The sequence below is a fragment of the Glaciihabitans sp. dw_435 genome, from assembly GCF_018449675.1.
In the GTDB taxonomy this organism is placed as follows: Bacteria; Actinomycetota; Actinomycetes; order Actinomycetales; family Microbacteriaceae; genus Glaciihabitans.
Map to the genome: position 1 here is coordinate 1 of NZ_JAAVUZ010000023.1, position 21,607 is coordinate 21,607.

Consider the following 21,607-nt stretch of genomic DNA (forward strand, 5'->3'; position numbering starts at 1 on the left):
GCTAGTGCGGGACGGGCTCCACGTCCGGGCCCTTTTCGCCGATGTCGACGGAGCGCAGCGGCAGGCGCACGGTGACGAGGGTTCCCTCGCCCTCGGTGCTGGTCGCCACGATGGTTCCGCGGTGGGCGTCGACCACCAGCTTCGCCGCGGACAGGCCAAGCCCACTGCCGGGGATGACTCCCTTGCGGGCACTCGCGGCCCGGAAAAACCTGTCGAATATGCGGGGAAGGTCGGCGGCGCTGATGCCGGTGCCGGTGTCGGTGACCCGGATCACGGCGTCGTCGCCCTCGGTGCGCACCGCGACGGTGACCGAGCCACCGCGCGGGGTGAACGTGAGGCCGTTGGCGACGAGGGCATCAAGCACCGAGCTGATGCGGTCGGCGTTGATCTCAGCGACGGTGTCGGGCTCGGCATCGGCGGTCAGGGTGATGCCCGCGGCATCGGCGGTGCCATGGGCCGCGTTGACCGCGTTGTCGACGAGCTTCGTGAGGTCGTAGGGACGCCGGTCGACAGAAACCTGGTCCTGCGCGGTGTCGATCAGCGCGCTGATGAGGGTGTGCAACCGCATGCTGTTGCGTTGGATGACCGCGAACTCGTGGGTGATGCCCGCGGATTCGAGCTCGGGGCGGTCCTCGAGCAGTTCGAGGTAGCCCATGATGCTCGTCAGCGGGGTCTGCAATTCGTGGCTGATGGTGCTCATGAACTCATCGCGGGAACGGATTGCCTCGGCCAGCTGCGTCACATCATGGGTGGCGACGACCGTGCCGATGAGCTCACCGGATGCCCGGCGAGCGTACTGGGAGGTGGCGTCGACCGCGCGCTGCTGGGCTCCCGCGCTCACCCAGAACGTACGCCTCGTGACCAGCTCGCCCCGGGCCGCGCGGGCAACGATTTGGTCCCCCAGCGGCATCGGCGTGGTGCGGTCCATCTCGAAGACGTCCGCCTCGTCCCCGATCTGGGTCGCGGATGGGGTGGGCTCGCTGAGCAGTGGTGTGTGCAGCAGTGCATTGGTTAGGAGAACGTTGCCCTCGGGGTCATACAGGGTGATCCCGGCATCCACTGTGTCCAAAACGGCGCGGGTCATGACGTCGCGGTCGGTGAGTTCGGTGGCGATGGCGCGCACCTTGCTCTGTTCCTCGCGCAGGCGTACGACCGCGATGTGCACGGCGACGGCGAGCAGGCTCGTGGCGGCGGGCAGAAGGAGCACGCCGGCCCAGTCGGCGGTCGTGGCCGGGAATGCACCGTCGCGGATGAACGGAAAGAGGGTGACGCCGAACGCTCCGGCGATGCCGAGCAGCAGCAACGGCCAGCGGAACGCGTAGCAAAGCCACAGCACGGGGAAGACGATGAGGATCACCACGCCCGGGAGCACCGCGTAGAGCGCGTTGCTGTAGAAGGCGACGACGATCATGTCCGCGATGGCGACGATGGCGAGCCAACTGGCGCCGAGGCGACGCCAGGGTATGACGAAGGCGACGGTGGTGCTGATGATGGCCAGGAGCAGGCCAGCCACGAGGGGTGTGGATTCGCGGGTGAACTGCCCCATGGTGGCGGCCAGGACTGTGATGACGACGACCAGGCCGGCGAACGGCAGTTGCGCGTGCGCGAGGTAGCGGGGATCCGGCGGGGTCGAAGGGTTCAGCAGGCGGGTCGATGGGCGCGGCATCGTCGGGGCTGGCGGCAGGGCGCTGGCGCGCGGGGAGGTGTCTGACGGTGGAGCAATGGTCGAAGCAGACATGGTCCAGCTTTCGTCGCGTGCGGTGTCGCGGTTATCGCGTGCGGTGGAGCTGCAGCCGGGGTCTGGGGCGGCGGAGTGGTGCGTGGGCGGGACGGTGCTGCTGTCGTGTTGTGTCGGGAATCCCGCGTCGTGCATGCGGTTGGTCTGAATCTTACGGTGCTGTGTCGTAAGTCAGGCGCCGCCTACTAACTCCGGGGCGCTGCGGGAGGGGGCGGGCCCGGTGGGGCGTCGTGGGTGGTGGCGTCGGTAGTGGCTCCGGCGGATGCTTCCGTGCTGGCTCGCACCGGGCATCTCGGTTGCCTAGATGCGGAACTTTGGTCGGAATTGACCCTCCGGAGGAACCTGGGTCACCGCTTCGCCGAAAGCTCCGAATCTGGGCAACGGGCCGCGCCGGGACACATGCCTGCGGGTGCCGGGCGGCGGGAAAACACGCGTCCCGAGGGGCGAGTTCGGCGCGCGGGATGGGGGCGTCGGGCCGAAGTGACGGAAACCGGGCGAATTCGGCGCGGGGATGGGGGTGGCGGCTCGAGATGACGGAAATCGGGCAAGTACGGCGCTGCCGGGGAGCGAAACCGGGCGAGTGCGGCGGATCCGGACAGCCCGCCGCGGAAACACGGGCGAGTGCGGCTATTCCGGGCGTGCGCGATCGCCCGGAAGCGCCTAACTGGACCGGTTTGGCGCCGTCGCCACCATGGAGGTGCCGGCCCCCGGAAAGCGGGTTACGCGGCGGCGACCAGGGTGTCGCTGTCGAGGATGGTGTAGCTGTAGCCCTGCTCCGCGAGGAAGCGCTGACGGTTCTGCGCGAAGTCCTGATCGACGGTGTCGCGGGCAACGAGGGTGTAGAAGTTGGCGGGAAGACCGCTCTCCTTCGGGCGCAGCAGGCGTCCGAGGCGCTGCGCCTCCTCCTGGCGGGAGCCGAACGATCCCGATACCTGGATAGCGACGGTGGCCTCAGGCAGGTCGACGGAGAAGTTCGCCACCTTGCTCACCACGAGCACCTTTGTCGTTCCCTCTCGGAACTCCTGGTACATCCGCTCACGCTCCGCAACAGGCGTGGCACCGGTCAGTTTCGGCGCGTTCAGCACGTCGGCGAGTTCGTCGATCTGGTCGAGGTACTGGCCGATCACGAGGATGCTCTCGCCCTGGTGCTTGGCAACAAGGCGCTTCACGGTGTCGAGCTTGGCGGGTGCGGTTGCGGCGAGGCGGTAGCGTTCGTCGTCAGCGGATGCCGCGTACTGCAGCCTCTCCTGCTCGGGAAGGTCAATCCGCACCTCGTAGCACGATGCCGGGGAGATGAAGCCCTGAGCTTCGATCTCCTTCCATGGGGCGTCGAAGCGCTTCGGCCCGATGAGGGAGAACACGTCGCCCTCGCGGCCGTCTTCGCGGACGAGCGTTGCGGTCAGTCCGAGGCGACGGCGGGCCTGCAGCTCGGCCGTGAGCTTGAATACGGGCGCCGGCAGCAGGTGCACCTCGTCATAGATCACGAGGCCCCAGTCCAGCGCGTCGAGCAGCGCCAGGTGGGCGTACTCACCCTTCCGCTTCGCCGTGAGGATCTGGTACGTGGCGATGGTGACCGGCTTTACTTCCTTCACCTGGCCGGAGTACTCGCCGATCTCGTCCTCGGTCAGCGTGGTGCGCTTGAGCAGCTCGGCACGCCACTGGCGTGCGGAGACGGTGTTCGTGACGAGGATGAGGGTGGTGGTCTTCGCGGTGGCCATGGCTCCGGCGCCCACGAGGGTCTTGCCGGCGCCACAGGGCAGCACGACCACGCCTGATCCGTGGTCGAAGAAGTTGCTGACGGCCTTGTTCTGGTAGTCGCGCAGGGCCCAGCCGTTTTCCTGCAGCGCGATGTCGTGGGGAGTTCCGGGCGTGTAACCCGCCAGGTCCTCCGCGGGCCAGCCGAGCTTGAGCAGTTCCTGCTTGAGCTGTCCGCGCGCCCAGGCCTGGATGACGTAGGTGTGGGCACCGCGCTTCTCGAAGAGCAGCTCCCCAACCTTGCGGGCGCGGGTGATCTCGGCGAGGACGGCGGAGTCCGTTGCGGTCAACGTCAGCGCACCGTCATCCGCTCGCTCAATGACAAGACGTCCGTAGCGGCCGACCGTCTCGGTGATGTCGACGGTGACGGACTGGGGGATGGCGAAGCGGCTGTACTTCTCGAGCGTCGCGATCATGTCGGCGGCGGTGTGGCCGGCGGCGCGCGCGTTCCACAGACCGAGCCGCGTGATGCGGTAGGTGTGGATGTGCTCGGGCGCGCGCTCGAGCTCGGCGAAGACAGAGAGGTCGTGGCGGGCATCCTCGGCGGCGGGGTGGGCAACTTCGAGGAGCACGGTCCGGTCGCTCTGAACGATCAGGGGACCATCTGGACGTTCTGGCGAATTCATCCCGGTTAGCCTATGCCACGACCCTGCGCGGCGTTGGTGCGTACGCCCCCGGCGAACTGGGAGGCAGCTGACTGGGGCGTGAAAGTGGGGCGCGGGCCGTGCGCCGCCGACCCCGACCGCGGGCTACGGTCGCTCGGGCGGCGCGATGCCGACCACGCGCGAGAGCGGCAGCGTGCGCTCGATGTCGGACTTGCGGTCGCGGGCGCGCAGGCGCCCTCCGCCGAGGCCGGTGGGTTCCAGCTGGAAGTCGGTGGTCGAGCCATCCGGCATCTGCACCGTAACGGTGAGCCCCTGACGCCCCTTGATGGCGGCCTCGATCTGGCGCTCGAGCCACGCCTTGTCGGTCTCGACGGTGGTGGGCTCACCCGCCAGGCGCAGCTTCTGCACGATGGTGACCGCGACGGGCACCGTCTGGGGCGGCACGACCCGCGCGACGGTATTGCGTTCGAGCTGGATGACCCGGCGCTCCGCATCCTCGGCGGCGACGGGGTACCGCGCCTCGTTCAGGCTCCAGAAGACGACATCGCTCGGATAGCGGCTGACCGCGCGATTGGGGCTGACGCGACGCAGTGACAGCGGGGCGAGGTTCTGGTCGACGAGGAGAGTGCCGATCAGCGTTGTGTCGTCCGACCAAACATAGGAGTGCGCGTCGACCCCGAGGTCGTCGTGGGTGTGCGCGGCGGCGCTCGCCGTGGCGGCGGTGTCCGCGGCAGAGATCACGCCGACGCGCAGCTTGCCGTACCGCTCGGCGGTGGCGGCGATGAGGTAACTGAGCGGCTGGGGGATGCCGGTGAGGCTGATGCCGGCGAGGAACTCCCGCACGGAGTTGGCGGTTTCCCCCGCCGCGAGCGCGCGGTTGATGCTGGACTCCGTCACCCGGTAGGTGGCGGCAAGGGCGCGGCTTTCCACGTCGGCGATCACCCGCAGGCGGGCATCGAGCCGCGGCTTCAGCGGGCCGGGGCTGACAATCGTGAGGTCTTGCTGCACGTAGACCTTGTCGACCTCGGGTGGGAACAGCACGGCCATCGCCGCGGTTGCCGCCGCCGCGCCATCCGCCAGCAGTGTCGAACCCGGCGTAGAGGGAGCGGCATTCGCGGTGATGCCGAGCAGCTCGGCGTCGCGGGTGACGACGCCGGAGCGGTCGTCCATCCACTGGCCGCCGGCCGGGTAGAGCCAGTCGAGGTAGTCGCGCAGGCGCGCGCCCCAGGTGGAGTGGGATCGGGATGACAGGAGCTGACGAATATCGGCGGGCAGGTGGTCAAACCACGCCCCCGCCAGGTGCGACCAGCGATCGGCGGTGGAGCCGAGCATCCACTCGGTGGAGGCGACGGCCGGGAGCCAGGATCCGCCGTCGAGGGCGATGAGGTCCGCGCGCGCGGCGATGGACACCAGCGCCGGCACCTGGTCGAGTTCGACCGACATGGTGGCCGCGAGGCGCTTGGAGTCGGGAAGTGCGATGCCGCCGCGCGCGAGTTCGCGGGCGGGGTCGTGGCGCAGCTCGGCGATGAGCTGGGCGATCGAGGTGGTGGTGGCGAAGGCGAGCTCGGCGGCGACGCTGTCGATGAACCGCACATCGGAGGCGCTCACGGGCTCGAGGCCGGCCGGCGGGGGAGAGCTGGCGAGTTCCTGCGCGGTGGGCAGGCCCTGGGTTGGCCAGGTGGCGAGCTGCTCGGTGACGGGGGAATACGCGACCCAGCGGTCATCCACGGTGTCGACGAGGGCGAGGCCGCGCGCGAGGGTGAGGACGGCGGTGACGTCGGGCGCTTTCTGCCCGAGGTGCTTGGCCAGCTGGGCGGACGTCGCGCCCGAGGCATCCGACACCTCTTCTAACGCAGCGAGGGCAGCGAGGGTCGGGCGATCAAGTTTGGTGAGGGCGGACGCAATGGATGCCCCGTCGAGCAGTGCATCGGCGAGGTCGAAGAAATCCCGGATGCCTGCTTCGCGCACGATGCCGCGCGCAGTGAGGAGTTCGACGAGGTCAGCGTCACCCAGTGCTCGGAGGCGGCCCGCCAGCGAGAGGGTGGACGTGCTACTTACCTGCACCCTTGGCCGCTCGGCCACGACGCACGGCGGTGGTGACGAGAAGGACGATGATCAGCACGAATCCGATGGGGAGTCCGATGGCGGGAAGGATGTAGACGACGGGCCAGACGCCCTTGCCGAGGCCACCGTCGTTACCCGCGCCGAGGGCCGTGCCGATGATGATCGCGATGAAGGCGAGGATCGACATTCCGATCGTCGCCGCGACCATGAAGGCAAGCGTGCGTTCGAGACGGTTATCCGTGATGGGTGCGGGTGTATTTGCCACAACCCTTGATTGTTTTGCCACAAGCCCAAATATAGAGGTAGCTGCACCCCGTATCCTTGTGGGGCACCGTGAACTCCTCGGTGTGGAAGAGGTATTGACATGCCTACCGGCAAGGTTAAGTTCTACGACGACGAAAAAGGCTTCGGGTTCATCAGCTCAGATGATGGCCAGGAGGTCTTTCTGCACGCCTCAGCGCTGCCGGCTGGAGTCACCGTTAAGCCGGGCTCCAAGCTCGAGTTCGGCATTGCCGACGGCAAAAAGGGCGCTCAGGCACTATCCGTACGGGTTATTGAGGCCCCGCCGAGCATGGCGAAGCTCAACCGCAAGTCGGCTGACGACATGTCCATCATTGTTGAGGACCTGGTCAAGCTGCTCGATGGCATCGGCACCAACCTCAAGCGCGGACGCTACCCCGACAAGAACCACGGCGCGAAGATCGCTGCGGTTTTGCGCAAGGTAGCTGACGATCTCGATGCATAACGGCCGCGAGATCGCCCGCGCCGGTCTGCTTGAAATCACCCCGGCGTCGACCATCGGCGAGGCCGCCGGCGAGATCGACGAGGGTGATGGAGTCATCTCCTACCAGTTCGAGACCCTCATGGAGGGCTACCCGGGCTGGAAGTGGACTGTCTCCATCGCGCAGGTGGAGGACTCGGAGCCGACCGTGCTCGAGACCGAGCTGATCCCTGCCGAGGGCGCACTGCTGGCTCCCGACTGGGTGCCGTGGTCCGACCGCATGGACGAGTACCGCGCCGCCCAGATCGCGCTCGGTGAGGTCGTTGAGGACGACGAGTCTGATGATGACTCCGACGATGACGATGAGTCGAACGACGAACTTGACGACGAGTTGGATGACTCGGACGACGACGAGTCGGACGACGACGACGATTCCGACGAGGACGTTCGCCCCGTGCTGCACGCGGGCGACCTCGATGGTGTCGACATCGACGAAATCGACGTGAACGCGCTGCATGGTGCTGCTGACTCGGATGACGAGTCTGATGGCTCCGACGACGACGACGACGATGCGGACGCGGATGACGCGGACGACGACTTTGCCGACGAGGATGCCGCGTCCCAGGCCGGTGCACTCGGCAACCCCGCGGAGCAGATCTTCGAGGTAGTCGAGTTCGACCTGGTCGAGGAAGCTCCGGAGTCCGAGGCGCCTGCGCCGGAGGCATCCGACGCGATCGTCGATGTCGCGGGCGAGGAAGTGGATGTCCCGGCCGTCGCACCCGTGACCAAGCGCCGCTCGCGCCGCGCCACCTCGGCATCGGTGTTGCCTCCCGCCGAGTAGTCCGGCACCGCGGACCACGCGCATCACGTCACCACCGCATCACGCCAACACGCATCACGCCAACACGCATCACGCCTCCGGCGCGGTTCCCTCACGGGAGCCGCGCCGGTGGTGGTTAACGCGCGCCGCCCGCGGAAGCCATGCCGCCCGGGCTGCCGCGGAAGCCGGGCCGCCAGTGCCGCGCGGGGACGCCCGGCCGTCGCGGGGTAGCCCGGTCGTCGCGGCCGCGCGGGGTTACACGCGTTGTGGGGTCATCCGCTTGGCAAACGTCATCGAAAGGGTAGAAACGGCGGATTCTCGTGCGAAAACCCACCGTTTCTACCCTTTCGATGAGCGCTGGGGCCGAAGATGAGCGCAGGGCCGACAGATGAGTGCCGGCCCGAAGATGAGTGCCGGGCCCGAAGATGAGCGCCGGGCCGGCAGGTGAGCGCCGTCCGGAGCGCGGCGGTTACGCGGCCTTCGGGTGGCCGGCGAGGGTGCGGCCGTGGCTGGCGGCCTCGGTCTCGGCGCGGGCGCGCAGTTCGTCGGCGAGCTCGGTGAACTGGTCGAGGGCGGGGTTCACGCCGACCAGGGTGAACTCGCGGGTGAGGACCTGGAGGTCGAGCTCCCAGACGTCTTCGAGGATGCGCCGCATCCAGCTGGTCGCGTGGTCCCAGCCCTCCTTCGGGGTACCGGCGGCGTAGTTGCCGCCCTGCACGGTGACGAGCACGGCGGGCTTTCCGGCGATGACGGGGGACTGGCCTGGGCCCATGCGGGGGTCGGTCAGCACGAGGTCGATGTAGGACTTGAAGTGCTGCGAGACACCGAAGTTGTAGAGCGGGACGGCGAAGAGCAGCGCGTCCGCGTCGGCCAGCTCGTCGGTCAACGTGCGGGCGAGGTCCGCGGCCGCCGTCTGCTCGGGGGTGCGGTCGGCCTCGGCGGTCATCGAACCGTTGACCGCGTTCGCCCACGCGGTGGCCGGGATCGGCTCGGTGCCGATGTGGCGGCGCACGATGTCGGCGTCGGGGTGGCTGGTGCGCCACTCCGTCTCGACGATGTCGCCGAGGGCGCGGCTGGTCGAGCCCTCGGTGCGGATGCTGGCGTCCAAACGAAACAGTGACATGAATCTCCTTGTGCAAGCTCCGGGCCGTGTGCCCGGGCTTTAGTTACCATCAGTAACTCTGTACGCTGTGATTCGGTTACCGCAAACGATCCCCCGTTACCGCGCAGTAACCAAAGGAGCACGACATGACCCAGCACGCGACCCGCGAAGCCCTCCAGAGCGGGGAAGCCCTGCAGCTTCGCCTCTCGGAGTCGATGCCGACCATGGCCGAGCTCTGCACGAGCCAGGACCCGTCGATGTTCCGGTCGCTGCTGTCGCGCATCGGCGACAAGTGGACCCTTCTCGTCATCGGCGTGCTCGGCGATGAGAGAAAGCGCTTCACCGAGCTGGCCGAGATCATCCCCGGCATCTCCCGCCGCATGCTCACGGTCACCGTGCGGGCGCTCGAGCGCGACGGCCTCGTGTCGCGCACCGTCTACGCCGAGGTGCCGCCGCGCGTCGAATACGAGGTCACCCCACTCGGTCGGTCGCTCCAGGCGGTCGCGTTGACCGTTGGCGACTGGGTCAGCGAGAACCAGCACACGATCGCGCATAACCGTCGCCAGTTCGATGCCCCACGGGAGGGCGCGGCAGCGGATGACTCTGAGCCCGGGTTCTCCGCGGAACGCTAGCCACTGGTTTTTGCCCCGGCCCGGGTTCATCCGCGGCCGAAAGCTTGTGGTTTCTCGGGCCGTCGCACAAGCTGGCTCACACGGTGGACCGCCTGGACAGGGCCGGGCGGATGCCGCGTCAGGGGGCCGACATGACCGTGCGCAGAGGCATCCACTCGTCCATCGTTCTGATCGTCGCACTGGCGGTGGCCCTCGGGTCAGGCGTGGCAGCCGAGGCCGATCCGCCGGCCGGGCAGTATCGCCAGTTCGTCGGCGTCGGAGCCCGCGCTGACGCCAACCTCTGGGAAGCGCTCTCGAGCGGAACCCCGGCGGTCGACTACGGGCGGCCGCAGATCCCGTCGGTGGCGTCGTACTCGGCGGCCACCGCCGCCCGCCAGCAGATCCGCACGCGCGCGGGCGGCCCGCTGTCCGCCCGTCCCGGCTTCGATCTCATCGGCCTCATCACGCTGAGCCAGGCGCACTACGCGCCGTACCTGGGCGATGTGGATGACTCGTACCAGCAGAAGGTCAACGTCAGGGGCCAGGTCGATTTCGCGCGGATGCCCACGCGCCCGACGTCCGACCTACCCGGCACCGACCTCACGTGGATGCCGTTCGTGCGCGACGCAATCAGCGTCGTCGGGCAGGGGCTCGACCCCCGCATCACGTCGCTCACCCGCGCCGAGCTGCAGGCGCTGTACCAGTGCCGCTCGGCCGGACACATCTCCGCCGCCCGGGGCATGGCCTACGTCGGCGACGGCTTCCGGCAGGAGCTGCACCCCACCATCCCCTCGGGCGAAAACGTGCAGACCGCCTTCGCCAACGCCGCGGGCATCGAGGAGTACGGCTCGTGCGTGCCGCTCTACCCCGCCAGCCGCCCCGAAAACAACGGCGCCATCGTCACGCAGGTCGGGGAGATCCAGCCGTTCGCCGTGTCGTCGTGGATCGCCCAGAAAAACGGCGTAGCGACGGACACGGTGGATGACCCGGGCCTCCGCCTCCTCGCCATCAACGGCGTTGCTCCCACCAGCGCACGGGCGCCCGCACTCATGCCGGGACCGCTGTTCGGCGCATCGGCGGTCGTGCCCGCGCCGGGCTCCTTCGCCCACGACATCTACAACGTGATCGACCACACCGGGGTGGGCACCCCGCTCGAGACGGCGCTGACGACGGCGGCGGGCACGGGGCTGTCCCGCACGGTCATCAACCGCTTCGGGTTCAAGAATCTCGACTACCTCGGTGACCGCAGCCAGTACCTGACCTCGGGCCACCGCAACTTCTGACGCGCTACGTGGTTGGCGGCTGCCGCAGCCCTGCCAGCAGCAGGTTCACGATGCGCAGCACGTCGTAGTTCGGATCGTTCACGTTCCACGCGACGAGGTCTCCGACCGCGCGCAGCAACTCGTACGGCGTGACATCCGCCGCGACCTCGCCCGAGGTCCGGGCGGCCTCGAGCAGCTCGGCCAGCACCGGCAGCAGCCGGTCGAGAAACAGCTGGTGCAGCGCAGAGAGACCGGCGGCGTCTCCCTGCCACACGTTCCCCAGACCGTGCTTCGTGGTGAGGAAATCGGCGTACTTGTGCACCCATTCCTGCAGGGCAACGAACGGGGAAGCGGATGACTCCAGCAGCTGGGGTCCGGCGTCGGCGCACTCGTCGATCTGATGGCGGTACACGGCCACCATCAGGTCGGATCGGGTGGGGAAATGCCGGTACAGGGTGCCCATTCCGACGCCCGCGGCATCCGCCACCTCGCGAACCGGCGCGTCAACGCCGGACGTCGAGAAGACTCGGGATGCCGCGTCCAGGATGCTCTGCTCGTTGCGCGCCACATCGGCTCGGCGGCGCGGGGTCGCCGGCGCGGGTGGGGAGTCGCTCATCCCGTCATCATCGCACAGATCAGCCCTCGCGGAACCATGCTCCACTTTAGACTTGCGTAGCGGAACGACGCTCCGTATTGTTGCCGGAGCGATGTTCCACTTTGGAGCGCCGGATCAGTTTGTCCCGAAAGGACCCGCACTATGTCCATCTCCAATCCGCTCTCCACGGTCCAGACCGTGTCGGTTAAGCCCGTCATCCTTCCCGCTCCCAACCGCGGCGACGACCTGCAGGTGCGCGTGACCGCGCCGGTCTCCGGCACCGACCTCCCGGTCATCCTCTTCGCCCACGGTTTCGGTGGGTCGATGAGTTCGGAAGATCCGCTGGTGGATGAGTGGACGGCGAATGGTTTCGTCGTGGTGCAACCGACCTTCCTCGACTCGCGGTTGGTGGCCCTGCCTCCCACCGATGCCCGCTTCCCGGACATCTGGAAGATCCGGATCGACGACCTGGAGCGCATCATCAACGACCTCGACGCCGTGCTCGCGTCGGTGCCCGGCCTCGCCGAGCGGGTGGACCTCGGTCGTTTGGCCGTCGCCGGACACTCCTGGGGTGGGCAGAGTGTCGGCATGCTCGTGGGCGCGCGCGTCATCGGTGCCGATGGGCAGCCGGGCGAGAGCCGCAAGGACCCCCGAGTGAAGGCCGCCGTGTTGCTGGCGACCACCGGCATCGGCGGCGATGACCTGGTGCCGTTTGCGCAGGAGAACTTTTCCTTCATGAGCCCCGACTTCGCGCAGCTCGATACCCCGTCACTCGTGGTGGCCGGCGACCACGATCAGTCGCAGCTCTCCACCCGCGGGCCGGACTGGTTCACGGACGTCTACTTCCAGAGTCCCGGCGCCCAGAGCCTCGTGACGCTCTTCGGGGCAGAGCACAGCCTCGGTGGCATCACCGGATACAACTCCACCGAGACCACCGACGAGAACCCGGCCGCCGTCGCCCTCACCGCTGCGGCCTCGGTGGCGTTCCTCAAGACCATCCTCGGAATCGACGCCGGCGCGTGGGGCACCCTGGTCGCCACGACCGCGCAGGACCCCGCCGCGGCAGGTCGCATCGACTCCAAGTAGTGCAGCTGCGGGCAGCATTCATCGAAGGAGCGCAGATTGTCGCCCACCCCGCACGGCGACGACAATCTCTGCTCCTTCGATGGCCGCGGTCGCGCTTAGTTGGGTGATGTCGTCCGATGCCCGCTCTCGCTCAGATGAGCCAGGCGAGCTCTCCGCTGGCGCGCTCGTCCTCCGTTGCTCGCGCAGTGGCGCAGACGTGGGCGAGGGCCGCGTTCATATCGGGGAACCTGGTCCAGATGAATTTGTCACCCAGCTGCATCAGCTCGACGCCGTCTCCGACGTTCTCGACGAAGCCGAGCAGATGCCCCGGACTGTGCGGTTCGCGGCGGCTGTCACACACCTGCCAGGCCGTCGTGGTTACCCGGTTCAACACCAGGGCTTGCTCAAGAGTCAGTGCCGCCGGGGACGTTGAGTCGGGGGCGGATGTCGCGGCCGAAGGGACCGGGCGAACGGATGCGTCGATCACAGTAGCTCCAAGTCGTAGTGGGTGCGACTCACCAGGGACTGGGGCGATTGTGCTGAATTTACGACCCCGGCGACTTGCGCGTCAAGATGCGCGCCCGGATCCCAGCGTGCATCGCACCGAAGGAGCAAAGATGGCCGTCCCCATCGCGTGAGGACGACCATCTTTGCTCCTTCGATGCTGGCGAAGCCCGATGGCCCGCACTCGCAGAGTCGAGAGGGCCGAGATCACGACGCCAGGGCCAGCCGGGCGCTTAGAAGGGCGCGACGCCGTCGCGGTTGATGAAGGTTCCGGTCGGACCCTGCCCGCCGCGGGTCGCGAGTTCGACGATCGCGTCGGTTCCCTCGGTCACGGTCTGAGGACCGCTGTTGTTGTTGAAGTCGGTGGCGGTGTAGCCGGGGTCGGCGGCGTTCACGCGCAGCTCGGGCAGCGCCTTCGCGTACTGCACGGTCATCATCGTGACGGCCGACTTCGAGGACTGGTAGATCGGCGCGACGATCGTCGACTCCACGTGGTGCGGGTCAAGCACAAACGAGAACGACCCCATGCCGCTGGTGACGTTGACGATGGTGCCCGCGTCCGACTCCTTGAGAAGCGGCACGAAGGCGTTTGTCATGCGCACGATGCTGACGACGTTCGTCTCGAACACGTGGGTGGCATCCGCGGGAGTGAGGTCCATCGGCGCAACGAAGGGCTGCGAGATGCCCGCGTTGTTGACGAGGACGTCGAGTCCGCCATTGGCCGAGATGGTTGCAGCAGCGGATGCCACGGACGTGTCATCCGTCACATCAATCTGCACAAACCGGCCACCGAGCTGGTCGGCTGCCTGCTGGCCGCGTATCTCGTCGCGGGCGCCCATCCAGACAGTGTGACCGGCTTCGATGAGGCGGCGGGCGGTTTCGTATCCGAGGCCCTTGTTGGCCCCGGTGATCAGTGTTGTTGTCATGGATCGAGTCTGCGCGGGCGGCGCCGGGCTGTCGTGGCCCGCCTCAGCATGTGGATTGGCAGTACCACGCAGTTTGCGGCGGGCGCTGTCAGACTGAGGCGATGCAGCAATCGCACGGTGACCTCGGGATGCTCCTTCGCTCGTGGCGCGACCGCCTCTCACCGGTGGACGTCGGTCTTCCCGCCGGTAACTCGCGCCGTGCCGCCGGCCTCAAGCGCGAGGAACTCGCCGCGCTCGCCGGACTCAGCGTCGACTACATCGTGCGGCTTGAGCAGGGCCGGGCCGTGCGCCCATCGCAGCAGGTCGCCAGCTCGCTCGCGCGGGCGCTGCAGCTGACCGACGCCGAGCGCGATCACCTCTTTGTCGTCGCCGGGCTGCTGCCGCCGACGCCGGGCGAAGTGCCCACCCACATTCCGCCGGGGGTGCAGCGCCTCGTCGCGCGCCTCGGCGAGATCCCGATCGCCGTCTTCACCGCCTCGTGGGACCTCATCTCCTGGAGCCCACTCTGGGTCGCCCTGCTCGGCGAGCCGGTGACCCCGGGCGCCGGCCGCGCGAACCTGCTGCGCGCCCACTTCACGGGCACCTCGATGGGCGCCGCCGACTCCCGCATCCTCAGCCGCTCGGGCAGCATCGACGCTTTCGGGCAGTCGCTGGTCGCCGACCTCCGCCGCGTGCAGGGCCGTTACCCCGACGACCGCGGGGTGCAGTCCCTCGTCAAGGACCTGATGGGCGCCAGCGAACGCTTCCGCACCCTCTGGGAGAGCGGCGCCGTCGGCGAGCACCAGTCCGAATCGAAGACCGTGAGCAACTCCATCGTGGGCGACATCGAACTCGACTGCGACGTGTTCAACGTCGCGGGCACCGACATCCACATCGTTGCCTACACCGCCGCAACCGGCTCCGAGGCCGCCGCCAAGCTCGACTTCCTGCGGGTGTCGGCCGTCGCCGCGAGCGTCCCCGCACACTGAGCGTGCCCCGCGGGGATTCCGCGAGTGGATGACCCGGAGCATAATCGACCTCAATCGGGTCACGCCGACGTCACCTGAGGAAGGGGCGTCATGCCGAGCCTGGTCAAGACCGGCAGCGAGTCGGGAGCGGAGCGGTGGGCTGCTCCGGATGACTCGGTCGTCGAGTTCCGCGCCCCCGACGGCGCAACCCTGCGCTTCGCCACCTACCGCAAGATCACCTTTCTCGTGAAGAAGGAGATCGGCGTGCGCATCACCACGACCGGCGGACTATTCGACGCCGCGCGCATCGACGCCCACTACTTCGTGAAGGCGGCGGGTCAGACCTATGCCGCGCACCTCGACGCCGACGAGACGACCAACGACACCTACCTCGATGAGTACGAGTGGAAGATCATGGGCGAGTTTCCCGTCGCCGTCGCGGCCCTCTGTCGTGCGCAGTGGCGCGGCGCCCGGTTCAGCGCGACCGTGCGGCGTGGCCCGCGCGTGCAGGTCGCGGGGGAGCCGGCCTTTCCCGACGGATACCCGGATACCTGGCAGACCCCGGGCGGCGTCCTCGTGAAGCCGACGCAGCTGCACCTCACATCCCGCGCCGCAGGGCTGACGGCCCGGGGCTCGGTGCTCATTCGCAACCGCGAGGGAACCGCGCTGTCCGTCACCGTCAGCGCACCCACGAGCGACCAGTTCCGCGTCGAGACCGGCGACGTGCGCATCCCGCCCGGCGGCGATTACTACGCCGACGTCGTCTTCCTGCCCCGCGGTGCCGAGCCTGCCACCGCCGCGTTCACCATCGTGACGCCCGAGGGCCCACGCACGATCGCGCTGAACGGCGACGTGCGGCAGAAGACGCCGAAGCCGTCATAGGGCGGGCGGATGCCCCGGGACCGCGTAGCTCGAAAACCCGTCTTTGCCGGCGGCGGGCGCGGGCTACTTGTGGTTGCGCGTGTGCAGGTGGTTTGTGTAGACCAGCGCGACCAGGCCGAGCGCGAGCCCGACGACGCAGGCGTAGAGCCACCACTGGTGGGCCTCGCCCATGAGCTGGGGAGCGAAGATCAGGAGCAGAACGAGGGCGACCAGCCAGAGAGCCATCCCGACAATGATTGCCTTGCGGTCGTCGGTCTTGACGGGCGTCGGATCAGGCCGACGCTCACTGTCTTTCAACCAGAGGCGCATGCAGCAAGAGTATCGGCACGTGTGGGGCGGGTGGGGAAATCGCGCCCGTGCCAAGCTAGGTGGGTACGGCCGCGACGGCCGGCATCCGCGTTCGGGGGTTCAGCGTGATCATCACCACTGAGATATCGGCCGTGGCCCGCGCGCTCGTCGACACCAGCGAGATCAACGCCCACTCGTTTTCGACGGTGGGGATGGTGCTGGTCTGGTGCCTCGTGGCCCTGGCGATCGGAATCGTGCTCAACCGCGGGGTGCTGCAGAACTGGGTGGGCAGCGTGTATCCGGGCGGGTACACGATGGTGCTGTACATCCCGCTCGGGTTCACCATCGCCGTTGTCGGCGCGATGGTCTCGATCGTGTGGCCTCCGCGCGACCACCCGTGGGCGTACGTCGTGTGGCTCGGGCTCATGGGGCTGGGCGGCGCGATCGCGATTTTCGGGTTCTTCATCGGCGTGACCGGACACCCCCGCGCGCTGCTACCAAAGTGGCTCCGGCGCAAGCAGGCCGAACAGCGACGGCTGGAGTCCTGACTTGCAGGACGACCTCCTGAGGCTCGGCGGCCTCGTGCTCGTCGCGCTGGCGTTGCTCGCGCTCGGCATCGCCGTCTTCCGCGGCGGCATCTTCACCAAGCTCTACTGGACACGCTACGAGGGCGGCCCCGCGATGCTGCTCTATGCCGCAATCGGGTTCCTCGTCGCGCTGGTCGGTGCGTTCATCCACGTGCTCTTCTCGCCGTCCGACTACCCGTGGTCCGAGGCCGTCTCGACCGCGTTCATCTTCGTCGGCATGATCGGCGCGGTGCTCAGCGTCGTGGTCGTCGGGATCTTCGCCTGGCCGCGGGCCCTGCTGCCGCGGTGGCGTCGCGACCAGCTCGACCGACGTGACGGCAAACCAGTGCGCCCGGCGCCCGCACCTCCCCGCGACGAGAGCGCCGACGAAGCGCGCGAGGAAGCCGAGTGGCGCGCCCAAAAAGCCCAGGACGAGGAGCTGCGGATGGCTCGTGCCCGCCGCAAGCTCGCCGACGAGGAGCGCGACGGCGCGAAGTAACCGTGGCCCGGGTCATCCGCTTCTATATACCTATGTAAAATAGCGATGTAGCATAGGTATATGACGCATCGAGATATCCCTAAGCTTCAGGCCCAGTTGAAGGCGTTCCAGCGACGCCAGCGCCGGGACCGCACGTTGGTGGCGGGGTTGTCGAGCTCGTCGGTGCGGGTGCTGGGCGCGATCGCCCGACGCGGCGACGGGTGCCAGCCGGGGCAGATCGTCGAGGAGCTGGCGATGACGACGTCCAACGTCGCTGCGTCGCTGCGGGAGCTGGAAGCGGCCGGGGTGATCCGCCGGGAGAAGGACGGGGCGGACGCCCGGCGCGTGAACGTGCGGCTCACGGCTGACGGCGAGACGCTCGTGGCCGAGAATCGTGCTGCCCGCGACACCTGGCTGGGCGAGGCGATGGACGCGCTGCTGACCGCGGATGAACAGGCGACTCTCATTGCCGCGGGCGACCTGCTGGAGCGGCTCACACTCTTCGATCCCACGTCGGCCGCCAGGAATGAGTGAGTCGCGGTCGCCGGTGCGTGACCGCGCTGCGGCCGTCGTCTCCTCCTTGCGGGTTCGCAACTACCGGCTGTATTTCTTCGGCCAGGCGGTGTCGGTCGCGGGCACCTTCATGCAGACGCTGGCCCTGTCGTTTCTCACGCTGCAGCTGACCGGCAGTGGCACCGCGCTGGGAATCGTCGCCGGTGCCCGCATCCTGCCGTTCGTCCTGCTCGGGCCGATCGGAGGCGTCATCGCCGATCGATACGACAAACGGCGGCTTCTGTACGTGACCCAGTCGGCGTCTGCGGTGGGAGCGGTCGTGTTCGCGGTACTCGCGGCGCTCGGCGCTGTCACCTATCCCGTCCTGATCGTTCTGTCCCTGGTGCTCGGATGCCTGACGGTGTTCGATAACCCCGCGCGGCAGAGCCTGATCGCGGACCTCGTTCCGCGCGAGACACTCGCCAACGCGGTGGTTCTCAACTCCGTGTCGTTGAACGTCGCGCGCGTGCTGGGCTCCGTCATCGGTGGTGCCCTCGTCGCCCTCGTCGGGATTCCGGTGTGCTTCCTGATTAACGCCGCCTCGTTTGTGGCGGTGCTGGTGTGCCTTGCCGCGATGCGGGCGGGGGACATGCTGCCCGCGGTTCGCCAGCCACGTGCCCCGGGTCAGGTACGCGCGGGCGTGCGGTACGCGCTCGGCACGCCCGAACTGCTCTTCCCACTGCTGATGCTGACGATCACCGGGATCCTCGCGTACGAGTTCCCCACCACGCTGCCGTTGCTCGCCATCGGTGCATTCGGGGGAACCGCCGCCACCTATGGAGCCATGGCCGCGGTGATGGCCGGCGGCGCGATCATCGGTGGGCTCATCGCGGCGAGCAGGAAGGCGCCTCGGCGGTCCAGTTCGCTCGCGGTGACGGCGATCGGGTGGGGTGTCGCGATCCTGATCACTGGCCTCGCCCCGACTCTTCCCATCGCGCTCATAGCCCTCGCGTTCGTCGGGTACGGCAGCGTCACCTTCAACTCCACGGCCAAGACAACCCTGCAACTGGCGACCCGACCCGAGATGCGCGGACGTGTCATGGCGCTCTGGGGTCTCGCCTGGGGTGGCAGTACCGTCATCGGCGCGCCACTGGTCGGCTGGATCGCCGAGGAATTCGGCAGCCGCTGGGGGCTCATCATCGGTGGAGCGCCGACCATCCTGCTCGGGCTAATCCTCTATCCCGTGCTCCGTCATCGGGACAGAGCAACCTCGGCACCGACCGACGAGAGCGATCTGCACCCCGCCGCCGGGGTGAGCGCGGCCTAAGCGCTGCTTCGCCCCGAGCCATCCGCCCGCACAACGAACCGAAGGACACGCATGCCCATCTCCACTATTGAACCCACCTCTGCCCTGCTGCTGGTCGACCTCCAGAAGGGAGTCACGGGTAGTGCGGGCATGCCGATTCCCCTCAGCACCGTTCTGGCGAATGCGGCCGAGCTCGCGGCGGCCTTCCGCGCGAAGAACCTGCCGGTGGTGTTGATCAATGTCGACGGCGTGACCCCGGGACGCACCGACGTCTCGCTGGCGCGGGGCGCCGGGGACGCTCGCGAGCGGCCGGACAACTGGGCCGAGCTTGCCGACGAGCTCGATGCGCAGCCCACCGACCACCGCGTCACCAAGTCGGGATGGGGAGCGTTCCACAACACGGGGCTCGACGCCCGGCTGAGAGCGCTCGGTGTCACCCAGGTGGTGCTCGGGGGAGTGGCGACCAGCATGGGCGTCGAGTCCACCGCTCGCGCCGCCCGCGAACACGGCTACGACGTCGTGATTGCCACGGACGCCATCACCGACCGCAGCGCCGATGCCCATCACAACAGCGTCACCCGCATCTTCCCGCGCATCGCCGAGACGGGAACGACGGCCGACGTGCTGGCCCTGCTCGGCTGACGCGGTCTGCCGTTACTCCGGGAAGGCCCCGGCGTGCCCGAGCGCATTCCAGCAGGTGGCGAGGATGAGAGGACGCGCGCGCTCCGGCGTTGCATCGTTCTCGTAGGTGAGGGCGAGGATCGCCAGCGCACCGATGGCTCCGGTGACCCGGGCCCGGCGCTCGAGCGACACCGGTGCCACGGTGTCGACCAACCCGAACATCGCGAACACCGGAACGCCCATCGGGGCCAGCCGTGCAATTAGTTCGTCGTCCCGGTTTGTCGAGACCGACGAGAGGGCGAGCTCGATCCATCCGCGCCGGGACATCGCGAGATCGGTGAGCGCCGCCAGGGCGAGGGCATCGCGGGCTGCGTCGTCGGCCTCACTACCCGCCTGCTGCGCCACAACCCGGGCGTATATGTCGCGCGCCAGCGCCCCGCACTGCGCGATGGCGGCCTCGACCAGCAATTCCTTCGAGGGGAACCGGTTGAGAATGCCCGTCTTCGAATATCCGGCGGCGTCCGCGACGGCCTGCACCGCGGTGTCCTTGATGCCGCGGCGGGCGATGAGTCCGGCGGTCACGTCGAGAATCTCGGCATCGATCTGCTCCTTCGAGGGGCGGATGCCTCGTGCCGCCGCCATCACGCCACCCGGCCCGTGCTGCGCTCGCGGGGTGCGCGGCGCAGCCAGGTGATCAGGCAGACGGCGGTGAAGATCTCCCAGCCGGTGATCGCGTAGACCGAAGCGCGCTCCCAGACGCCGTCGGGCAGCAGGTTGAGCGTGGATGAACCGGAGTCGACCAGCAGCATCACGAGCGAGAGAATTCCGACCACGCCGAGCACGATGCTGATCACGCGATACCAGCGGGCCGCGCCGATGCGGGCCGAGCCGATGCCCGCGGTGATCGCGGCGAGGTTACCCGCGACGATCGCCAGGGCGGCGCCGAGCACGTGGAGGATGAGCAGGTGGTTCTCGGCATTGCGCTGGCTGCCGTTGAAGAGTCCGACCAGGATGATCCCGACCGTATGAACGGTGGCGACGGCCAGGAACCAGCGGCGCGGCCCGACCCGGATGGCCCGGGTGGCGAGAATCGCGGCCGCGAGAAAGAGCAGTCCCTGCGCGATGAAGGCCGAGTTCATCAGCCAGGCCAGAGGCGAGTCGATCGTGCGGCCCTGGAAGACTTCGACGTCGGGTACGCCGAGGTCGCTGATGTAGTTCGTCGCGTAGCTATAGCCCGGGTAGACCGAGGCGCTGATGGCCTCCGCGCCGAAGTAAATGACTCCGGCAACGACCCAGAGGACGGCGGCGATGAGGGCGGGTTTGCGGGCAACAACAGAGGGCATCACAAGCTTCCGGATCAAAACGGTCTAATACAGACCATATTAGTCTGATTGCGAGGTGCGTCAATGTGCGCCATTCGTCAATGTGCGGGGCGGATGCCTCGGGCCGATGCCCTCGCCTGCCCGGCAGGTCCCGTAAGTTCGTCAGGGTGAACCGCACCGACCGTCTGTACGCGATCGTCGAGGAACTGCGTGCCGGAGCGCCCGCGCCCCGCACCGCCCGATGGCTCGCGGCGCGGTTCGAGGTGGCAGTGCGCACGATCGAGCGGGACATCAGTGCTCTGCAGCAGGGCGGCTCCCCGATCTGGGCACAGCCCGGTCGCACCGGCGGCTACTACATCGATGCGAGCCGCACCCTGCCTCCGGTGAACTTCACGCCGCAGGAGGCAGTCGCGATGGCTGTCGCCCTCCAGAGCATGCCCGGCACGCCATTTCATCAACCCGCGCAATCCGCCCTGCGAAAGATCGTTGCCGCGATGAACGTCACCGATGCCGCGGCGGCCCGCCTGCTCGCCGAGAAGGTGCACCTGCTGGGCCCCGACGAAGCTGTGGCTCCGGCCGAGGCCGTTCCGGCGCTGATTGCCGACGCGCTGTCGAGCAGACGGGTTCTGCGAATCGACTATCGAGACCGCAGCGGCAGTGCCAGCTCGCGCGACATCGAGCCGCTCGGTTACGTGGTCAACGGCGACGCCTGGTTTCTCGTGGCGTGGTGCCGCCTTCGTGGGGGAGTGCGGGCGTTCCGCACCGATCGCATTGTGTCGACCGCCATCACAGCAGAGGTGCCAGAGCCTCGAACCCTCAGTCGCGAAGACCTCGACATTCCCTACGGAGAGGTGCGCGGGCTGCCGCCGCTCTGAGATCCAGATGCGCTGCTAACACCGACATAACGGTGTCGCGGGCGCGCTGAAGGATCGATAGT

The 21,607-nt window shown here is 68.1% G+C and carries 24 protein-coding genes; 13 read left to right on the top strand and 11 right to left on the bottom strand.

The genetic code is table 11. From position 1 onward, the window contains the following. Nucleotide 1: 1 nt before the first annotated feature. The 4 genes from HB677_RS16780 to HB677_RS16795 form a co-directional block, all read right to left on the bottom strand. Nucleotides 2-1,738 carry a cell wall metabolism sensor histidine kinase WalK gene (locus HB677_RS16780; protein WP_213816884.1) on the bottom strand — a complete coding sequence of 579 codons (1,737 nt, stop codon included), beginning with the start codon at nucleotides 1,736-1,738 and terminating at the stop codon, nucleotides 2-4. A gap of 719 nt (nucleotides 1,739-2,457) precedes the next feature. Then, complete coding sequence (locus tag HB677_RS16785) at nucleotides 2,458-4,119, bottom strand: DNA repair helicase XPB (RefSeq protein WP_213816885.1); 1,662 nt, start codon at nucleotides 4,117-4,119, stop codon at nucleotides 2,458-2,460. Nucleotides 4,120-4,242: 123 nt separating this feature from the next. Next, the gene (locus HB677_RS16790; protein WP_213816886.1) at nucleotides 4,243-6,162 is read right to left on the bottom strand and encodes a helicase-associated domain-containing protein; all 1,920 of its coding nucleotides are present in this window, start codon (nucleotides 6,160-6,162) and stop codon (nucleotides 4,243-4,245) included. After that, nucleotides 6,149-6,427, bottom strand: coding sequence for a multidrug ABC transporter ATPase (locus HB677_RS16795; protein ID WP_213816887.1), 279 nt, complete (start codon nucleotides 6,425-6,427; stop codon nucleotides 6,149-6,151). Before HB677_RS16795 ends, HB677_RS16790 begins: the two co-directional genes overlap by 14 nt. A gap of 99 nt (nucleotides 6,428-6,526) precedes the next feature. On the opposite strand from HB677_RS16795, the gene HB677_RS16800 reads away from it, so the two are divergent. After that, nucleotides 6,527-6,907, top strand: coding sequence for a cold-shock protein (locus HB677_RS16800; protein ID WP_213816888.1), 381 nt, complete (start codon nucleotides 6,527-6,529; stop codon nucleotides 6,905-6,907). After that, nucleotides 6,900-7,724, top strand: coding sequence for a DUF3027 domain-containing protein (locus HB677_RS16805; RefSeq protein WP_213816889.1), 825 nt, complete (start codon nucleotides 6,900-6,902; stop codon nucleotides 7,722-7,724). The genes HB677_RS16800 and HB677_RS16805 overlap by 8 nt, the downstream gene beginning before the upstream one ends. Nucleotides 7,725-8,172: 448 nt before the next feature. Here the strand turns inward: HB677_RS16805 and HB677_RS16810 are convergent, their stop codons facing one another. Then, nucleotides 8,173-8,826 (bottom strand): FMN-dependent NADH-azoreductase, encoded by a 654-nt coding sequence (locus tag HB677_RS16810; RefSeq protein ID WP_213816890.1) that lies wholly within the window; start codon nucleotides 8,824-8,826, stop codon nucleotides 8,173-8,175. Between the two features lie 125 nt (nucleotides 8,827-8,951). Between HB677_RS16810 and HB677_RS16815 the strand changes: the two genes are divergently transcribed. Beyond that, entirely contained in the window at nucleotides 8,952-9,437 is a 486-nt protein-coding gene (locus HB677_RS16815) for a helix-turn-helix domain-containing protein (RefSeq protein ID WP_255546703.1), read from the top strand. Nucleotides 9,438-9,568: 131 nt separating this feature from the next. Next, nucleotides 9,569-10,699, top strand: coding sequence for a hypothetical protein (locus tag HB677_RS16820; RefSeq protein ID WP_213816891.1), 1,131 nt, complete (start codon nucleotides 9,569-9,571; stop codon nucleotides 10,697-10,699). A gap of 4 nt (nucleotides 10,700-10,703) precedes the next feature. On the opposite strand, the gene HB677_RS16825 is transcribed toward HB677_RS16820, so the two are convergent. Beyond that, nucleotides 10,704-11,294, bottom strand: a complete 591-nt coding sequence (locus tag HB677_RS16825; RefSeq protein WP_213816892.1) for a TetR/AcrR family transcriptional regulator — start codon at nucleotides 11,292-11,294, stop codon at nucleotides 10,704-10,706. A 141-nt stretch (nucleotides 11,295-11,435) separates the two neighbouring features. Between HB677_RS16825 and HB677_RS16830 the strand changes: the two genes are divergently transcribed. After that, on the top strand, nucleotides 11,436-12,359 hold the full coding sequence (locus HB677_RS16830) for a chlorophyllase (protein ID WP_213816893.1): 924 nt from the start codon (nucleotides 11,436-11,438) through the stop codon (nucleotides 12,357-12,359). 130 nt (nucleotides 12,360-12,489) lie between these two features. On the opposite strand, the gene HB677_RS16835 is transcribed toward HB677_RS16830, so the two are convergent. Further along, nucleotides 12,490-12,825 carry a hypothetical protein gene (locus HB677_RS16835; protein ID WP_213816894.1) on the bottom strand — a complete coding sequence of 112 codons (336 nt, stop codon included), beginning with the start codon at nucleotides 12,823-12,825 and terminating at the stop codon, nucleotides 12,490-12,492. A 250-nt stretch (nucleotides 12,826-13,075) separates the two neighbouring features. Continuing rightward, a complete protein-coding gene (locus HB677_RS16840) occupies nucleotides 13,076-13,768 on the bottom strand; it encodes an SDR family NAD(P)-dependent oxidoreductase (protein ID WP_213816895.1) in 693 nt (230 codons plus the stop codon). Between the two features lie 101 nt (nucleotides 13,769-13,869). Here HB677_RS16840 and HB677_RS16845 point away from each other — a divergent pair, with 101 nt between their 5' ends. Together HB677_RS16845 and HB677_RS16850 are read left to right on the top strand one after the other, a co-directional pair. Beyond that, nucleotides 13,870-14,736, top strand: a complete 867-nt coding sequence (locus HB677_RS16845) for a helix-turn-helix transcriptional regulator (protein ID WP_255546704.1) — start codon at nucleotides 13,870-13,872, stop codon at nucleotides 14,734-14,736. A gap of 90 nt (nucleotides 14,737-14,826) precedes the next feature. Next, entirely contained in the window at nucleotides 14,827-15,597 is a 771-nt protein-coding gene (locus HB677_RS16850) for a hypothetical protein (protein ID WP_213816896.1), read from the top strand. A gap of 63 nt (nucleotides 15,598-15,660) precedes the next feature. On the opposite strand, the gene HB677_RS16855 is transcribed toward HB677_RS16850, so the two are convergent. Continuing rightward, a complete protein-coding gene (locus HB677_RS16855) occupies nucleotides 15,661-15,906 on the bottom strand; it encodes a DUF2530 domain-containing protein (RefSeq protein WP_213816897.1) in 246 nt (81 codons plus the stop codon). A gap of 104 nt (nucleotides 15,907-16,010) precedes the next feature. Here HB677_RS16855 and HB677_RS16860 point away from each other — a divergent pair, with 104 nt between their 5' ends. The 5 genes from HB677_RS16860 to HB677_RS16880 are packed head-to-tail and all read left to right on the top strand — an operon-like array spanning nucleotide 16,011 to nucleotide 19,369. Further along, nucleotides 16,011-16,433, top strand: coding sequence for a hypothetical protein (locus tag HB677_RS16860; protein WP_213816898.1), 423 nt, complete (start codon nucleotides 16,011-16,013; stop codon nucleotides 16,431-16,433). A 1-nt stretch (nucleotide 16,434) separates the two neighbouring features. Beyond that, a complete protein-coding gene (locus HB677_RS16865) occupies nucleotides 16,435-16,950 on the top strand; it encodes a hypothetical protein (RefSeq protein ID WP_213816899.1) in 516 nt (171 codons plus the stop codon). Nucleotides 16,951-17,010: 60 nt separating this feature from the next. Further along, on the top strand, nucleotides 17,011-17,463 hold the full coding sequence (locus tag HB677_RS16870) for a MarR family winged helix-turn-helix transcriptional regulator (protein ID WP_213816900.1): 453 nt from the start codon (nucleotides 17,011-17,013) through the stop codon (nucleotides 17,461-17,463). Then, entirely contained in the window at nucleotides 17,456-18,748 is a 1,293-nt protein-coding gene (locus tag HB677_RS16875) for an MFS transporter (RefSeq protein ID WP_213816901.1), read from the top strand. The genes HB677_RS16870 and HB677_RS16875 overlap by 8 nt, the downstream gene beginning before the upstream one ends. 51 nt (nucleotides 18,749-18,799) lie before the next feature. Continuing rightward, nucleotides 18,800-19,369 (top strand): isochorismatase family protein, encoded by a 570-nt coding sequence (locus tag HB677_RS16880; RefSeq protein ID WP_213816902.1) that lies wholly within the window; start codon nucleotides 18,800-18,802, stop codon nucleotides 19,367-19,369. A 12-nt stretch (nucleotides 19,370-19,381) separates the two neighbouring features. On the opposite strand, the gene HB677_RS16885 is transcribed toward HB677_RS16880, so the two are convergent. Next, complete coding sequence (locus HB677_RS16885; RefSeq protein WP_213816903.1) at nucleotides 19,382-19,990, bottom strand: TetR/AcrR family transcriptional regulator; 609 nt, start codon at nucleotides 19,988-19,990, stop codon at nucleotides 19,382-19,384. Continuing rightward, the gene (locus tag HB677_RS16890; protein ID WP_213816904.1) at nucleotides 19,990-20,691 is read right to left on the bottom strand and encodes a DUF998 domain-containing protein; all 702 of its coding nucleotides are present in this window, start codon (nucleotides 20,689-20,691) and stop codon (nucleotides 19,990-19,992) included. Before HB677_RS16890 ends, HB677_RS16885 begins: the two co-directional genes overlap by 1 nt. Before the next feature lie 146 nt (nucleotides 20,692-20,837). Between HB677_RS16890 and HB677_RS16895 the strand changes: the two genes are divergently transcribed. Continuing rightward, nucleotides 20,838-21,545 (top strand): YafY family protein, encoded by a 708-nt coding sequence (locus HB677_RS16895; RefSeq protein ID WP_213816905.1) that lies wholly within the window; start codon nucleotides 20,838-20,840, stop codon nucleotides 21,543-21,545. Nucleotides 21,546-21,607 lie beyond the last annotated feature (62 nt).

Coding starts and splice junctions, on each gene's coding strand:
- HB677_RS16855 (WP_213816897.1), bottom strand. CDS start 15,906: ATGCGCCTCTGGTTGAAAGACAGTGAGCGTCGGCCTGATCCGACGCCC.
- HB677_RS16830 (WP_213816893.1), top strand. CDS start 11,436: ATGTCCATCTCCAATCCGCTCTCCACGGTCCAGACCGTGTCGGTTAAG.
- HB677_RS16810 (WP_213816890.1), bottom strand. CDS start 8,826: ATGTCACTGTTTCGTTTGGACGCCAGCATCCGCACCGAGGGCTCGACC.
- HB677_RS16820 (WP_213816891.1), top strand. CDS start 9,569: ATGACCGTGCGCAGAGGCATCCACTCGTCCATCGTTCTGATCGTCGCA.
- HB677_RS16875 (WP_213816901.1), top strand. CDS start 17,456: ATGAGTGAGTCGCGGTCGCCGGTGCGTGACCGCGCTGCGGCCGTCGTC.
- HB677_RS16845 (WP_255546704.1), top strand. CDS start 13,870: ATGCAGCAATCGCACGGTGACCTCGGGATGCTCCTTCGCTCGTGGCGC.
- HB677_RS16825 (WP_213816892.1), bottom strand. CDS start 11,294: ATGAGCGACTCCCCACCCGCGCCGGCGACCCCGCGCCGCCGAGCCGAT.
- HB677_RS16780 (WP_213816884.1), bottom strand. CDS start 1,738: ATGTCTGCTTCGACCATTGCTCCACCGTCAGACACCTCCCCGCGCGCC.
- HB677_RS16885 (WP_213816903.1), bottom strand. CDS start 19,990: ATGGCGGCGGCACGAGGCATCCGCCCCTCGAAGGAGCAGATCGATGCC.
- HB677_RS16850 (WP_213816896.1), top strand. CDS start 14,827: ATGCCGAGCCTGGTCAAGACCGGCAGCGAGTCGGGAGCGGAGCGGTGG.
- HB677_RS16805 (WP_213816889.1), top strand. CDS start 6,900: ATGCATAACGGCCGCGAGATCGCCCGCGCCGGTCTGCTTGAAATCACC.
- HB677_RS16890 (WP_213816904.1), bottom strand. CDS start 20,691: ATGCCCTCTGTTGTTGCCCGCAAACCCGCCCTCATCGCCGCCGTCCTC.
- HB677_RS16815 (WP_255546703.1), top strand. CDS start 8,952: ATGACCCAGCACGCGACCCGCGAAGCCCTCCAGAGCGGGGAAGCCCTG.
- HB677_RS16785 (WP_213816885.1), bottom strand. CDS start 4,119: ATGAATTCGCCAGAACGTCCAGATGGTCCCCTGATCGTTCAGAGCGAC.
- HB677_RS16870 (WP_213816900.1), top strand. CDS start 17,011: ATGACGCATCGAGATATCCCTAAGCTTCAGGCCCAGTTGAAGGCGTTC.
- HB677_RS16840 (WP_213816895.1), bottom strand. CDS start 13,768: ATGACAACAACACTGATCACCGGGGCCAACAAGGGCCTCGGATACGAA.
- HB677_RS16800 (WP_213816888.1), top strand. CDS start 6,527: ATGCCTACCGGCAAGGTTAAGTTCTACGACGACGAAAAAGGCTTCGGG.
- HB677_RS16880 (WP_213816902.1), top strand. CDS start 18,800: ATGCCCATCTCCACTATTGAACCCACCTCTGCCCTGCTGCTGGTCGAC.